The organism is Mariniluteicoccus flavus (genome assembly GCF_054776655.1).
The window spans coordinates 139,470-153,773 of sequence record NZ_BAAHBN010000004.1 but is presented as its reverse complement, the minus strand read 5'-3'; the positions used below and the strand labels follow the sequence as shown (position 1 = coordinate 153,773).

Below are 14,304 nucleotides of genomic sequence, written 5' to 3'. Positions count from 1 at the left end.
CTCGACGGCCTTCTGCACACGCTCCTCGGTGCGCTTCTCGATCCGCTGCACGGCACCGCCGACCCGGCTCACGAGAGCCCGGTTCTCGTCGGCCTGCGCCTTGAGCGCTCACATGCCGCGGTCGTAGCCGCGTGATTCCTCTGCGCTTCGACGACCAAGCTCACCGGGGGTGGTGATCTGTCGGTCGATCCGATATCCGGCCATGAAGCCCTCCTGGCTACGCCTACAAGCGCAGTCCCATCGACGCGCTATGGCGAGGATGCACGCCATAACGCGTCGATGGCAGACCTCACCCCTGCGGCACCCTCAGGTCCACCGGCGTCAGCGCAGCCTGCGCGCTGACCGAGCCCTCCGGACCCGTCGCGGACCCCGCGTACGTGGCGCGCAGGTCGCGCGGTCCGGCCACGCCCGCGGGGACCTGGACGGGCACCGTGACCTGGCGTACGCGGCCCGGCGGGATCGCCGGCACCCGCACGGTCGAGTCGGGCCAACCCTCCGGCCCGGCGACCGTCAGCGTGCCGGGCGGCAGCGCGCGGCGCTCGTGGTTGGTGATGGTGATCGCCACCGGCGTGGTCGTCCCTGCCGGCAGCGACGGGGTCGCGGCGACCGACATGGGCGCGCACTGGTGGCCCATCGCGGTGACGTCCAGCGTGGCGTAGCTGATCTTCGCGTACCCGTCGCGCTCATAGAGCAGGCCCATGCGGCCGCCGCCGAGCGGGGTGGCGGTGACGTACGCGGAGGCGTCCGGGTCGATGACCACGCGACCGGGCCACGTCTTCCCGGAGTCGCAGGACAGCTTGGCGGTGACGTTGCGGCGGATGCCGGGGTCCTCGTCGTTGGTGAGCAGCACCAGCTGGGCGCGCGGGTCGTTCGGCGCGGCGTCGGGATAGACACGGGTGACGGCGCCGTTCGAGCCGGGGTCGACCTGCTGGGTCTCGGTGGTGAGCGGGCCGTACGTGACGCCGCCGTCGGTGCTGATGGCCTGGCGGCGGGCTCCGGCGGCGCGGATGTTGAGGAGCACGCGACCGTCGGCGAGCTCGACCGTCTTGTTCTCATCCATGCCGGGTCCGACGAGGCTCCCGCGCTGCCACGTCTGCCCGTGGTCGTCGGACGTGGAGACGTCGACGTGGAGGATGTTGGGGTCGTTCGGGTCGTTGCCGGTGCGGGACGACGCATAGCCGGCGTTCACCGACGACGCATAGAACACGATGATGCGGCCGGTGGTGCGGTCGACGACGACGCTGGGGTCGCCATAGCCGCGTACGCCGTCGGTGGCCCGGATGGTCTGCAGCGGCTGCCAGGTCCGGCCGCCGTCGGTCGAGCGGCGCATGACGAGCGTGATGGGGCTCGGGACGTCGTTCATCGCGGGGCGGGCGTCGAAGAACGCCAGGAGGTCGCCGTTGGGGGCGGTGGTGAGGGCCGGGATGCGATAGCGCTCGGTCGGGCCGGTGTTCCACAGGGCGAGGTCGACGGGCGCGGTGAGGCCGGGGTGGAGGGGTGGGTCCTGTGGGGCGGCCATGGCTGGGGTGGCGGTGGCGACGAGGCCGAGGGAGAGCGCGACGGCGACGGCGGCGCGGCGGGCGGTGGAGGGCTGACGGGGGATCAAGATCAACTCCGATCTGTGATGGGTCAGACGTCAGATGTCGGACATCGAGATGCAAACACAGGGGAGGAGAGGGAACAAGGGGTACGCATGGGTAGCCCGCGCACGTTCTCCGAGCGAGCACGGCCCCACGTTCTCCGAGCGAGCGCCAGCGAGTCGAGGAGGCTGCACCCCCAACGTTCTCCGAGCGAGCGCCAGCGAGTCGAGGAGGCTGCACCCCCAACGTTCTCCGAGCGAGCGCCAGCGAGTCGAGGAGGCTGCCCCCCACGCTGCCTGAGCGAGCGCTAGCGAGACGAGGAGGCTGCCCCCACGCTGGCTGAGCGAGCGCCAGCGAGTCGAAGCCACTACCGTGGCCCACGGCGCCTCCACCTGTCGGCGTCGCCGAAGGAGCACCTGTGACCACCACCCGCGCTGTCATCCTCGCCCGGGGTCTCGGCACCCGCATGCGCAAGGAGGGCGACGCCGCGCTCACCGCCGAGCAGCAGGCGGCGGCCGATGCCGGCGTGAAGGCGATGATGCCGATCGGGCGTCCCTTCCTCGACCACTCCTTGTCGGCGCTCGCCGACGCCGGCATCACCGAGGCCTGCCTCGTGATCGGGCCGGAACACCAGGGCATACGCGACTACTACGCCGACCTGCCGACCTCCCGCATCAGCGTGACCTGGGCCATCCAGGAGAAGCCCCTCGGCACCGCGGACGCGGTAGCTGCGGCGGAGCTGTTCGCCGGCGACGAGAGCTTCGTCGTTCTCAACGGGGACAACTATTACGGGCCTGAGGCGCTGCGGGCGGCGGTCACCACCGAGGCACCCGCCGTCGTCGGTTTCAGCCGGTCCGGGCTCGTGGAGCACGGCAACATCCCGGCCGAGCGCATCGCCGCTTTCGCCCTGCTGGACGTCGATCCCGCCGGTGCGCTCGTGGACATCGTCGAGAAGCCGTCACCCGACCTGGTGGAGGCGCACGGCCCGGATCCCCTTGTCTCCATGAACTGCCTCGCGTTCACCCCGCGGGTCTTCGAGGCGTGCCGGAACATCGCGCCGTCGGCGCGCGGTGAGTTGGAGATCGTCGACGCGATCCGCTGGCTGGTCGCGGCGGGGGAGCGCGTGGGTGTCCCGCGCGTGGACGAGGGCGTGCTCGACCTGTCGTCGCGCGGCGACGTCGAGTCGGTGACGCAGGCCCTGCGTGGGCGCGAGGTCACCCTGTGACGCCGTGGCGGGTGCCGGGCCGGCTGGAGGTGTTGGGCAAGCACACGGACTATTGCGGCGGCAACGTGCTGGTGTGCGCGATCGACCGCGGCATCACGCTGACGGTCGAACCGGCGGTACGCGGGATCGAGGCGCGCTCGGACTTCGCGAAGGAGCCGGTGACGCTCCGTTCTCCGAGCGAGCGAAGCGAGTCGAGGAGGGTGGAGCGCGCCCCCTTACGTTCTCCGAGCGAGCGAAGCGAGACGAGTAGCCCGAGCGAGTACTTCGACTCGGCCGCAGGCGGCCTCCCTCAGCAGAGGCTGCGTGAGCCGAGCAGCGACCTCCCTCCCGGCCACTGGGGCCGCTACCTCCAGGTCGTCGTCGACCGCCTCACCGCCAACTTCGGCCCGCTCCAGCCCTGCCGCATCAGCGTCACCTCCGACCTCCCTCCCGCCAGCGGCATGAGCTCGTCCTCGGCCCTCGTCGTCGCCGCGACGCTCGCCCTCGCCGACCTCAACGGTTTCTCCGATTCCCCACTGTGGAAGAAGGAGATGCCGACGCCCATCGAACTGGCGGCCTATCTCGCGACCGTCGAGAACGGCAAGTCCTGGAAGTCCTTGGAGGGCGACCTCGGCGTCGGCACGCTCGGCGGTTCCGAGGACCACACCGCGATGGTCTGCGGTGAGCCCGGCATGCTGACGCAGTTCTCCTTCGACCCGCTGCAGAAGGTGCGCTCGGTGGCGCTGCCGGACGACCTCACGTTCGTGGTGGCCGTCAGCGGCGTCCTGGCCGAGAAGACCGGCACCGCGCAGATCCTCTACAACCGTGCTTCGCTGGCGGCGACGGCGATCCTCAACACGTGGAACCAGGCGACCGGCCGCAACGACGCCTCGCTCGCGGCGGCCCTGCGCGAGGACCCGGGAGCGGAGCGGCTCACGGAGCTGGTGAAGCCCGAGCCTGAACTTGGGCGCCGGCTGCACCAGTTCGTCCGCGAGTCCACGGTCATCGTGCCGGAGGCGGTGAAGGCGCTGGAGGCGCGAGACCTTGAGGCGTTCGGCGCGCTGGTGGACGAGTCGCAACGGCTGTCGGAGACGCATCTGGGGAACCAGGTCCCGGAGACGGTCGCGCTGGCGCGGCAGGCGCGAGAACTGGGGGCGTACGCAGCATCTGCCTTTGGGGCGGGGTTTGGGGGTAGCGTCTGGGCACTCGTGGATGCGTCGCGAGCGAACTCGTTTGGCGAGACCTGGTCCTCTGTGGACGGTCCGGAATATCCGGGTGGGACACTGCGCATTTTTCCTGCACCCGGGGCGAGGTAGCCAGCGGGGGTCCGGCAGTGTGGATGGTCGCTCTCGGATGATGATGCTAGGAAGTTGAGGCGACAACTCGCGCCCGATATGCACCGCAGCGAGTGCAACATCCATTATCGTGCACGCATGCTGCCCGAAGCGAGCGATCCTGTCGCCCCCCTTCTGCGATGGGCTGGAGGCAAGAGATGGCTAGCAAGAGCGGTGAGTGATTGCCTAAGAACACTGCAGCCGTCAGCATACTCTGAACCCTTCTTGGGTGGCGGTAGCATCTTCTTTGCCGCGCCTGACGTCCCATCGATGGAACTATCGGACGCAAATGCGGAGCTCATGGAATTCTATATGACGGTGCGAGACTACCCTGACCAGGTGCATGAGATTGCCAGTTCCTACCGAAACGAAAAAAACGCCTACTATGAAATAAGGGGGCGAGTTGCCGATGGAGCAGTTGTGCGCGCCGCGAGATTTTTATATCTTAACCACACTTCATTCAACGGGATATATCGTGTCAATCTGCGAGGCGAGTACAACGTCCCCTATGGATTCCGAAAGTTTAGCTCGATACCAACCTTGGAGCACTTAACCAGAGCAGCTATCAGCCTCAACCGGGCGGAACTGAGGGCGGGCGATTTCGCAAATTTAACCCGACGGGCGCGTTCAGGAGGCTTTATTTTCCTCGACCCCCCCTACACCGTAGCCCACAACTCCAACGGATTTGTCAAGTACAATCAGCATCTATTTTCCTTTGAAGATCAGCGTCGACTGGCTCGGATCATCAGATCCCTGGATAGGCGCGGCGTCAGTTACGTCCTCACGAACGCTGCGCACGAATCCGTGCGCAATCTCTATCCGAAGGCGCAACGCATTGCTGTCGTGACGCGCAGGAACTCGATTGGCGGTAAGGGCGCTCACCGGGGTAGGGCCGAAGAGCTTCTGGTCACTAACATCGAAGGGGGATGGCTCGATGCCGTCAGGGTTGGATGAATCGAAACTGCTATCCGAGCTAAGCAATATCAAGCGAGAAGCGACGAGGCGAGGCAATCCGTTCACCACGGTGTCTGTCGACCCGAAGCTTCAGAGTGACTACGAGGACCAGGGATGGACCTTCGACCGCAAGATGAAGCGCTCCGTTCGCCTTAAGAGGCCCAAGTCGACGGATGTCATGCTGGAGGACAGAGTTTGGCGCCTACTCGCCGGATTAGGATTTCAGCGGATGAACCGGGGGCGTGACTTCTATCTTCCATATGGCAACGGCGCCAGCGATCGAAAACAGATCGATGTCTTTGCTATGGACGAGGAAACCATCCTGGTAGTCGAATGCAAGTCGGCTCAAAAGCAGCAGTCGACTGCACTAAAGCAAGAGATTGAATCGTGGATCGGGATTCGCCCTGGATTGATGGCAACCCTGCGAAAAGAGTTCCCCAAGCACAAGATAAAGATCGTCGTCGCGACAGTGAACTTGATTCTTCGGGATACGGCGAGCGACCGGTTGAGGAACGCTGCAATATTCCACCTTGACGAGCGATTGCTAGAGTACTTTGAGGGTCTTCTTCAGCACCTGGGAGAGGCTGCTCGATACCAACTCCTCGGAACAATTTTTGCGGGTGAAAAGATCGAGAATCTTGAGTCCCGAATCCCGGCCATCCGCGGAAAGATGGGGGGGCATACTTACTACTCATTCATGGTGGAGCCGCAACGCCTCCTAAAGTTGACTTATGTGCTCCACAATACATTGACGCTCGGGGAGGATCTCGGTACATATCAGAGGCTGGTTCGGCGTACCCGTCTTGGCCAAATCAAAAAGTTCGTTGATACAGGCGGATACTTCCCGAACTCAATCATTATCAATATTGACCCCGGCAGAAAGGATCTGCAATTCGATAATGCTGCAGTCTCGGTAAAGTCGCCACAGGTTGGAGTCCTTCATCTTCCTCCGGTCTACCGCACGGCCTACGTGATTGATGGCCAGCACCGGCTTTACGGCTACTCGGGATCGAGCCGAGCGGATTCAGAGCTGGTTCCCGTAGTTGCATTTGTGGGACTGGATCCCGCAGATCAAGTTCAGATGTTCATGGACATTAACGAGAACCAAAAGGCGGTATCGAAAACGTTACGCAATATCTTGGATTCTGACCTTCTATGGGGCTCGAGCAACCTGGCCAAGCGGGCGAAAAGCGTAAGACTCAAGATTGCACAACGGTTGGCTGACTCGCAGAATTCTGTGTTATCTGGCCGGGTTCTGTTGGGTGAGGAGGCGCGGACGGACGATCGCTGCATATCAATAGAGGCGATCCAGTCGGGGCTTTCCAGAGGATCGCTTCTGGGGACTTATACTGCCACCAAAATGACTTCTGCCGGGTCGCTTGACCAAGGCGATGGTTCCGAGACCGTGAAGCACGTGTTCAGGTTCTTGGAGCAATATTTCGCCTTCCTTGCGGAGCATTGTGAAGACCAATATCAGTTGGCATCGCGTCAGGGTGGATTTTTGTTCATGAACAATGGCGTCGAAGCCTTGATTCGACTTGCTAGTGACTTTGTCGAGCATGTGTCGCGAGCCACCGACGTTCGTACAGTCCCCGTGGCGGCGTTGATGAACGAGATCGAGCCCCTTCTGCTGGCGTTGGTGGATTGTGTGAATGGATTGTCCGCGGACTTGGTGCAGGAACTCCGCACCGCATACGGCGCTGGCGGAAAGACGCGATTTCTCAGAATCTTGCAGCACGGGGTAAGTGAGCGATTTCCTGATTTCTTGCCAGCGGGAATGGCTGAGTACTTCGAGGAGCAGGACGACTCCCTAAGTACTCAGGCCTACGTCTTGCTGTCAAAGTTGGAAGGTCATCTGAAGATCGACTTCCGCAAGCGGTTGGATGAGGCCTATGGAGACTTCAAGAAGGGGCTTCCGCAACAGGTCTTCTTGGATGCTTCCGGACGTGTGGCGCAGAAGGAGTTCGCAGGCGAGACCGTTGATTTCTGGGACTGCCTCTATCTGATCGATTATCAAAAAATTGCACGCAAGAGTGCTCAACAATGGAAGTTGTTTGAAAGTGATTACACGCTCCCCGGGGAAGAAAAGCTAAAGTGGGAGTCGAGGTCCTCGTGGATTGACAAGGTCAATAGCATACGAAACAAGACCATGCACAACCAGGATGTCACTCTTGAGGAACATGACTACCTCGTGCAGGTGGTCGCGCATATTGTCAAGTAGTCGACGTCATGCATTTGCGCGCATGTGATTGAAGGCAGCGGCGGGCATTTCACGTCGGAGTCGATAAGTAATCGCGATCGGTCGCTCGCCCTCATGCTCGACGTACTCGGCTTCGCCCAGAAGCACGTACGGTGATCCCTTACCGAACGCGTTGTTCTTACGCTCCCGCGTGAACAACAGCACGTGAGACCCATTGGTCCGCTGGTTGACGTATCGCTGACCCGTCGGAGAATGCAGCGACGTGTTCGACTGCGACTCCCAGTGGAACAGGCTCGGGGAGAGCGGATAGTCCTGATACATCGTCGTGGGCGTGAACTCGTCCTCGGCCTTGTTGAGCGTGATGAAGAACGCGTCGGTCTGCCACTCGCTGGCGTACAGGACGCCCTGCATCATGCTGGCTGGCAGGCGGTTCCAGTTGAAGTAGTTCAACGCCGCGCCAATCTCTTCACGCGTGTAATGCGCGTGCGACTGCATCGGCACCATGCCCAACGTCCCCTGCAGACGTCTGGGGTGAAGGTGCGATCGATCAACCGCGAGGGAGATGACGTCAGACAGCTCTCGACGGAAGGCGCGTTCGACGCGGAGGGACTCGAGGCCTTCCGCGTAGTCGCCGAAGTTCCCCTTGTTCGGCCACAGATTGAAGAAGAACATGCGTGCCAGGACCTGTTCTGCCTCGTTGAGATCGTCATAGGCAGGGGCATCGTCGGCCAATAGGTCTAGGTAGAGAGCCGCCCGCCTCACGTCGTCAACGTGAGCGAAGCTCGCGACCCGCTTGAGGAGTTGGTCTTCGACCGGACTCGGGGAAGGCACCGTGAACCCAGCTTGGCGCTGAGCCTTGGTCCAGGATCGGCCCGACTTGAGGAGATCTGACAGCTCGAGGCCGGCCCGCGAAAGGAACTCGGCCAGGGGAACCTGGCCCATAGCGCGCAGCTCAGAGACGATCTCGGCGAAGCGCGAATAGACCTGAGACTTCAGGTTGGAGAGGACAGCTTCCTGGGTCTGGCGGTCGAGCACGATCTGGCACCCAGAGGGCAGGTAGGGGAATCCTTCCTTCACGTGGCGCTCAAGGTTGCCTCGATTCGCTCCAGTCATTGCCGTGAGGCGCTGGTCGAAACGAAACTCCTTGCGCTGATGTCCCACGAAATCGAGTGCCGTGAGTACTGCCTTGTCGTCGGTGCGCCGGAGCCCTCGCCCCAGCTGCTGAAGGAAGATGGTGGCGCTCTCCGTAGGACGTAAGAACAGGACGGTGTCGACCTCAGGGATGTCGATGCCTTCGTTGAAGAGGTCTGCGGTGAAGAGGATGTTGACTTCGCGGTTCTGCAGTTTGCGAATGGCCGCCGCCCGCTCATCAGCAGGAGTAGACCCATTCACGTCGAGCGCCGGGATGCCGTGAGCGTTGAAGACCTCGGCCATGTAGCTCGCGTGCTTCACCCCGGCGCAGAAGCCCAATGCACGCATCGAGCGCACGTCGGTGACCTTCTCGTTCACCTCCTTGAGGATCACCCGCGTACGGGCATCGTTGCCTGTGTAGAGGTTGTCGAGGTCGCCGCTGGCGTACCGCCCCTGCGCCCAGGACAAATCAGTGAGGTCCGTGCCATCGCTGATGCCGAAGTAGTGGAACGGACACAACAGCTCAGCACTCAGCGCGTCCCACAGCCGAAGTTCCGCAGCGGTGCGTCCATCGAAGTAGTCGCGGACGTCGAAGCCGTCGCCGCGCTCAGGGGTGGCGGTGAGTCCCAGGAACTCGCGTGGGTGCAGAAGATCGAGCAACTGGCGATAGCTCGACGCCTTCGCGTGATGGAACTCATCGACGACCACGATGTCGAATGAATCGGCGCTGAGCCGCTCCAGGTCTCGGGCGTTCAGCGTTTGAATGGATGCGAACAGGTGACGCCACTGACTGGGCGTTGAACCTCCGACGTAGAGCGACCCGAACTGGGGTTCGCCGAGCACCAGTCGGTAGGACCGCAGCGCCTGCTCGAGGATCTCCTTGCGGTGGGCAACAAACAGTAGGGATGGGCGGTCGGAACCGTGGCACAGCCGCGCGTAGTCGAAGGCGGCGATCATCGTCTTGCCGGTGCCGGTTGCCGCGACAACAAGATTCCGGTGGCGATCGTGAACGTCGCGCTCGGTTTCCAAAGACTCGAGAATCTCTTGCTGGAAAGGCAGTGGCTTCGGTGCCAGTCCCGACAGCTGCATCGGCGCGCCGGGGAGGTGGCGGGAGGCACCCGCCATCGCCAGCGCCTCGTCCAGGCGTTCGGCATCAGTGTCGGGGTTGTAGGTCTCGAAAGAGGCGTCGTTCCAATAGGAGTCGAACGTCGCGCGGAACTTTGTGATCAGATGGGGCGTGGCGACCGCGCTCAGGCGCACGTTCCACTCAAGACCGTCCAGAAGCGCCGCCTTGGAGAGATTGGACGAGCCCACGTACGCCGTATCGAACCCCGTCCGGCGCTTGAACAGCCAAGCCTTGGCGTGCAGACGCGTACGCAACGCCTCGTATTGCACCTTCACTTCGGCACCGTAGTCACGGACGAGGGCGTCGACCGCTCGCCGGTCGGTCGCCCCCATGTAGGTGGTGGTGATGACGCGGAACGGCACGTCGAGGCGCTTGATGAGTTCGAGTTCGTCCTTCATCGTGCGCAGACCAGTCCACTTGATGAAGGCGCAGAGAAGGTCGATTTCGTTGGCGCTCTGAAGTTCGGCTCGGATCTCGGACCCCACGGAGGGTTCGCCGGAGGCGTTGGTCAGGAGGGCGGCGTCGGCGAGTGGAGTCTGCGGCGCCTCGGCATAGAAGATGTCGGCGCCCGGTCGGGGCGGTGCGGTGACCGCGACAAGCCGATCGCTCGAGGTCAACTGATCGGCGTCGGCTTGGAGCTGGACCAGGAGTCCGTTGAGGATGTCGCGACGGCGTTCGCTCGACGTCTCGTCCTGGAGCACGCGCGCAACCACGTCGCGCAGGTGGCGCGCCATGACGACCGGCTCGTCGACAGGATCGATGGGGGATTGACGAACGACGAACGAGCTCGCCGCGAGGCGGCGCGCCAGTTCGCGCGTCACGACGCTGTCATACAGACCTTCGAGCAGTTCGTCTTCCGGCATGCCGTCCCCTTGTCTCGACCCTGCCAGGACTCTAGCTAGACCGACTGACAAAGTGTCAGGAGACACCAAGGTTCCTGACGGAGGAGACAGCAATGCCCGCTCGCTATCTCGTTTCGCACCCCTGCGAGGACGCCTGCAGCGAGATCACCACCGATCGCCTCGTCGACGGCGCGCCCGTCTATCGGTGCCCCGGCTGCGACTCCGAGTGGATCGAGCTCGACGAGCTAACCCCCGAGACACCCGCCGCGCCCGGGGACCACGGCTGACCGAGCCCCCGCGTACCCTCGTCCCGTGACTCAGCCCGCCTCGAACCGGAAGGATTCCGGCAGCATCCGCGGAACCCGCATCGTCGGCTGGTTCCTCGTCGCTCTCGGCGTCTTCGTCATCCTCAGCAAGATCTTCGGGTGGGGGCCGCGGTCCGATGCGCCGCTGTGGGGAGAGGGCGCCGTGCACTCCCTCCTGTCCCTGCTGGGTGGGCTGGCGACCGTCGTCGCGCCGATCGGGCTCGGGATCCTGTGCCTTGTGTCGGCCCGGATCATGCGCTGGGGCCGGCCGATGGACCCGCCGGAGTGACCGCGGGGTTGCGTACGCTTCGAGTGTGACCCCTGCATCGCCAGAGGACGACGAGACGTACGAGAACCACGCGCGGCATGGGAGATCCTTCTCCTTTCGCTGGCAGCGCACAGAGCCGCGAGCTCGGCGGTGGCCGACCCATGCGGGCACGGGCAATCTGGCGTCCACGCCCCCGCTCGGACCGACCATCGACTGGCCACTCCTGGTGGGGGGCCTGATCATGATCGGGATCGGCGCCGTCCTGGCCATCCTCGGGCTACGGCCGGGCCCGGGCGGCGACCTCACGCTCGTGCTGTGGGGCGCATTCGTCGCCGCCGGCGGCGCGTGGCTCGGCCTGCCGCAGGTGGTCCACCACTTGGTGTGGCGGCTGACCCACCTGCAGCCCAAGGGGGAGCGCACGCAGCGGCGCGCTGGCGCGGAGCGGCGAGCGTACGCTTCGCCTGTGGCTGACTCCCCGCGCCCGGCGGACCGACCCTCCGCCGACGAACCGTGGAGGATCTATCCCCACGCCGAGTTCGATGACGAGGCGCCGGAAGGCACGTGGGACGCAGGGAATGGAGCGTCTCATGGGAGGCGACGCAGCGGCAGGCCAGGCGATGGGAGCGCATGAGGCGCTGAGCTGACGGGTGCGCCGTGCGGCAGTGGCCCGCATACCCGGCCGAGGGGACCCGAGGTGAAATGGGGGTCTGGGCGCTGTGACAGGTGGGAGTCGAGTGGACGGGCCGCCGCGTACGCTCCGTCCGTGACGCAATGGCCGAAACCGCCGGGGGCCGACGATGACCCCGACAACGTGCTGCCGGTCCCGCTGGTGCCGGACCCGGAGCCGCCGGAAGTGTGGAAGCCGTACGCGGGGCATCGCGCGGGCGACATCACGCCGCTGCTCCCGCCGAAGCCGCGAACATCCTGGGGTGGCGTGCTCGTCCCGGCCGTGCTCGGCGCCGTGTTCCTCGTCCACGCCGTGTCAGGCATAGGAGTGCTGACGCGGCAACAGATCCTGGGTTCGATCGCGGGGGCACTGGTGCTTGCCGGTTGGGCGGCCTTCCAGGCGCGGCCGTATGTGAAGTGGCAGAAGGAACGCAGGCGGGTCGAGCGGGGGAGTGACCGTCCGTGACCGAATGAGTCGATCTATGGGCCGACGCGGTCGTTCATCCTGAGCTTCGCGCAGGGGCTGCGGGAAGAGATGAAGGACTTCGGGGTGACTGTGACGGCGCTGCTGCCGGGCGCGACGGCGACCGACTTCCATCAGTCGGCCGGCATGGATAACACGATCTTCGGTTCGAATGACTGGAAGAACGATCCGGCGTTGGTCGCACGGATGGGCGTGGACGCGTTGTTCGCGGGCAAGGACCATGTGGTGGGCGGGGACCGGGCGACGCAGCGGGCCGCGCTGATGAACCGGGTGCTACCGGACGCGGTGAAGGCGCGGCGGTTCGCGAAGGACAGCCGGCCGAGGGAGTGAGGGGGCTTCGACTCGCTTCGCTCGCTCAGCCAACGTGGGGGCGGGCTCGCTCAGCCGACGTGGGGGGCTTCGACTCGCTTCGCTCGCTCAGTCGACGTGGGGGCGGGCTCGCTCAGTCGACGTGGGGGGCTTCGACTCGCTTCGCTCGCTCAGCCAACGTGGGCGCTCCTCCTCGTCTCGCTTCGCTCGCTCGGAGATCGTAGGGGCGGGCTCGCTCGGAGAGCGTTACTCCACCACGGCCTTCCACGCCTCCCGCCGCTCCCTGCGGGGGTCCTGTTCCACGCGTACGTCGGTGTCCAGGATCAGCGTCTGGCGTGACGTCGTGTCGTACGCGGGCCAGCCGTCCCCCGGGCGGCCGTGGCGGGCGAAGTGGGTCCAGTCGTCCTGCATGCGGGCGCTGAGGTCCGACCACGGCGCCGTCCCGCCCAGCGCGCCCATGAATCGGCCCAGGTCGCCCGACATCTGGCCGAACAGTGGCAGCAGTTCGCTGGCATGGGTCGCGTCCATGCCGACGAGCTTGCTCAGGCGGGGCGCGAAGTCGTAGCGGTACGCAAACACGGGCGCGTGGGCGGAGTGGGCCTCCATGACCTCGACCGAGGGATACCAGAAGGCGCCGTCGCCGGCGAGGTCGGCGAGGGCCGAGCGCTTCGGATAGCCCGGATAGAGACGCCGCAACACGTGGCTCGGCGGCAGCTCGTCGCCGTCGGCGTCCTCGAAGTCGCCCTTCGGGTCGATGAACGAGTGGGCCTTGGTCACCATCTGGCGCCACGACGGCTTCAGCGTCGGGTTCGACGGCGCGAAGTGGGAGAACAGCGTGCCCTCGCGGTCGCACGTGCCGATGATCAGCGGCACCGGATTCGCTTCCCCTGCAGCGATCGCGGTGACCGGCGTACGCGGCAGCAGGTCGCCGTCAACCGCAGGAACCACCGGGATCGCGGCCGGCTCGTCCTTCAACCCCAGCAGGGAAAGCCGGGACAGGGCGACGCAGAACTCCATCCAGTCAGCGTTCTCGAGCGCATCGCGCACCTGGTCGTGGTTGTCGGGGTCGTCGACGAGATGGGCGAGGAACTCCTTCGTCCAGCGGTGGGCGGCCTCCATCATCGGGATCACGCGGGGGGCCGAGCTCTGGGAAATCGCGCGGTGGAAGAGATTGCGGGCGCTCGGGACGGCGAGGAGGGTCGTGATCGAGATCGCGCCGGCCGACTCGCCGAAGACCGTCACGTTGTCGGGATCGCCACCGAATGCGGCGATGTTGTCGCGCACCCACGCGAGCGCCGCGATCTGGTCGCGGAGCCCGAGGTTCGACTCGATCGGGCGGTCCGGAGTCGCGTACGCGTCGAAGTGCATCCAGCCGAGGGCGCCGAGGCGATAGTTGAAGCTGACATAGACGACGTCGCCGCGGCGGACGAGGTCGGAGCCGTCATACATGGGCTCGGAGGCGGCGCCGTTGACGTACGCGCCGCCGTGGATGAAGACCATCACGGGGGATCGGTCGGACGTGGGTTCGGCGGGGGCGGTGACGTTGAGCGTCAGGCTGTCCTCGGAGCGGGGGAGGCGGCGGTCGAGGGTGCCGAGGCCGAGCTCGCGGGGCTGGGCCGACATCGGGCCGAACTCGGTGCAGGGGCGGACGTCGGGCCAGGGCTCGACGGGCTGCGGGGCGCGGAAGCGGAACGGGCCGACGGGCGGGGCCGCGTACGGGATTCCGCGCCAGTGGACCAGGTCGCCCTCGACGACGCCGCGGACCGTGCCGGAGTGGGTGTCGATCTCGATGCGACGCATGGTGCGATTGTCTCGGATTGTGAACATCTATGGACCCATAGGTCGTGTTTATGTCTATAGTCATCTGCATGACCGCCGCACCTCGCCGCACCGCCCACATC

At 65.0% G+C, this 14,304-nt stretch carries 11 protein-coding genes; 8 read left to right on the top strand and 3 right to left on the bottom strand.

The genetic code is table 11. The features are described from left to right. Positions 1–289: 289 nt before the first annotated feature. Positions 290–1,606, bottom strand: coding sequence for an exo-alpha-sialidase (locus tag ACYVAG_RS08885; protein ID WP_460768931.1), 1,317 nt, complete (start codon positions 1,604–1,606; stop codon positions 290–292). Positions 1,607–1,998: 392 nt separating this feature from the next. Between ACYVAG_RS08885 and ACYVAG_RS08880 the strand changes: the two genes are divergently transcribed. The 4 genes from ACYVAG_RS08880 (at position 1,999) to ACYVAG_RS08865 (ending at position 7,293) form a co-directional block, all read left to right on the top strand. Beyond that, entirely contained in the window at positions 1,999–2,805 is an 807-nt protein-coding gene (locus ACYVAG_RS08880) for a nucleotidyltransferase family protein (protein WP_460768929.1), read from the top strand. Then, entirely contained in the window at positions 2,802–4,100 is a 1,299-nt protein-coding gene (locus tag ACYVAG_RS08875) for a galactokinase family protein (protein ID WP_460768927.1), read from the top strand. The genes ACYVAG_RS08880 and ACYVAG_RS08875 overlap by 4 nt, the downstream gene beginning before the upstream one ends. 78 nt (positions 4,101–4,178) lie before the next feature. Then, the gene (locus tag ACYVAG_RS08870) at positions 4,179–5,072 is read left to right on the top strand and encodes a DNA adenine methylase (RefSeq protein ID WP_460769190.1); all 894 of its coding nucleotides are present in this window, start codon (positions 4,179–4,181) and stop codon (positions 5,070–5,072) included. Then, positions 5,053–7,293, top strand: coding sequence for a DGQHR domain-containing protein (locus ACYVAG_RS08865; RefSeq protein ID WP_460768925.1), 2,241 nt, complete (start codon positions 5,053–5,055; stop codon positions 7,291–7,293). Before ACYVAG_RS08870 ends, ACYVAG_RS08865 begins: the two co-directional genes overlap by 20 nt. A gap of 6 nt (positions 7,294–7,299) precedes the next feature. Here ACYVAG_RS08865 and ACYVAG_RS08860 read toward each other — a convergent pair whose 3' ends face one another. Beyond that, a complete protein-coding gene (locus ACYVAG_RS08860; RefSeq protein ID WP_460768924.1) occupies positions 7,300–10,392 on the bottom strand; it encodes a DUF3427 domain-containing protein in 3,093 nt (1,030 codons plus the stop codon). Positions 10,393–10,484: 92 nt separating this feature from the next. Here ACYVAG_RS08860 and ACYVAG_RS08855 point away from each other — a divergent pair, with 92 nt between their 5' ends. The 4 genes from ACYVAG_RS08855 to ACYVAG_RS08840 all read left to right on the top strand — a co-directional run bounded on the left by ACYVAG_RS08855 (position 10,485) and on the right by ACYVAG_RS08840 (position 12,424). Then, positions 10,485–10,658 carry a hypothetical protein gene (locus ACYVAG_RS08855; RefSeq protein ID WP_460768922.1) on the top strand — a complete coding sequence of 58 codons (174 nt, stop codon included), beginning with the start codon at positions 10,485–10,487 and terminating at the stop codon, positions 10,656–10,658. Positions 10,659–10,683: 25 nt separating this feature from the next. Then, positions 10,684–10,965: a hypothetical protein gene (locus ACYVAG_RS08850; protein ID WP_460768921.1), complete on the top strand. Its 282-nt coding sequence runs from the start codon at positions 10,684–10,686 to the stop codon at positions 10,963–10,965. Between the two features lie 742 nt (positions 10,966–11,707). Continuing rightward, positions 11,708–12,076, top strand: coding sequence for a hypothetical protein (locus ACYVAG_RS08845; RefSeq protein ID WP_460768919.1), 369 nt, complete (start codon positions 11,708–11,710; stop codon positions 12,074–12,076). An 84-nt stretch (positions 12,077–12,160) separates the two neighbouring features. After that, positions 12,161–12,424, top strand: coding sequence for a hypothetical protein (locus tag ACYVAG_RS08840; RefSeq protein WP_460768917.1), 264 nt, complete (start codon positions 12,161–12,163; stop codon positions 12,422–12,424). A gap of 225 nt (positions 12,425–12,649) precedes the next feature. On the opposite strand, the gene ACYVAG_RS08835 is transcribed toward ACYVAG_RS08840, so the two are convergent. Continuing rightward, entirely contained in the window at positions 12,650–14,203 is a 1,554-nt protein-coding gene (locus ACYVAG_RS08835; RefSeq protein WP_460768915.1) for a carboxylesterase/lipase family protein, read from the bottom strand. Positions 14,204–14,304 lie beyond the last annotated feature (101 nt).

Coding starts and splice junctions, on each gene's coding strand:
- ACYVAG_RS08865 (WP_460768925.1), top strand. CDS start 5,053: ATGCCGTCAGGGTTGGATGAATCGAAACTGCTATCCGAGCTAAGCAAT.
- ACYVAG_RS08835 (WP_460768915.1), bottom strand. CDS start 14,203: ATGCGTCGCATCGAGATCGACACCCACTCCGGCACGGTCCGCGGCGTC.
- ACYVAG_RS08860 (WP_460768924.1), bottom strand. CDS start 10,392: ATGCCGGAAGACGAACTGCTCGAAGGTCTGTATGACAGCGTCGTGACG.
- ACYVAG_RS08870 (WP_460769190.1), top strand. CDS start 4,179: ATGCACCGCAGCGAGTGCAACATCCATTATCGTGCACGCATGCTGCCC.
- ACYVAG_RS08855 (WP_460768922.1), top strand. CDS start 10,485: ATGCCCGCTCGCTATCTCGTTTCGCACCCCTGCGAGGACGCCTGCAGC.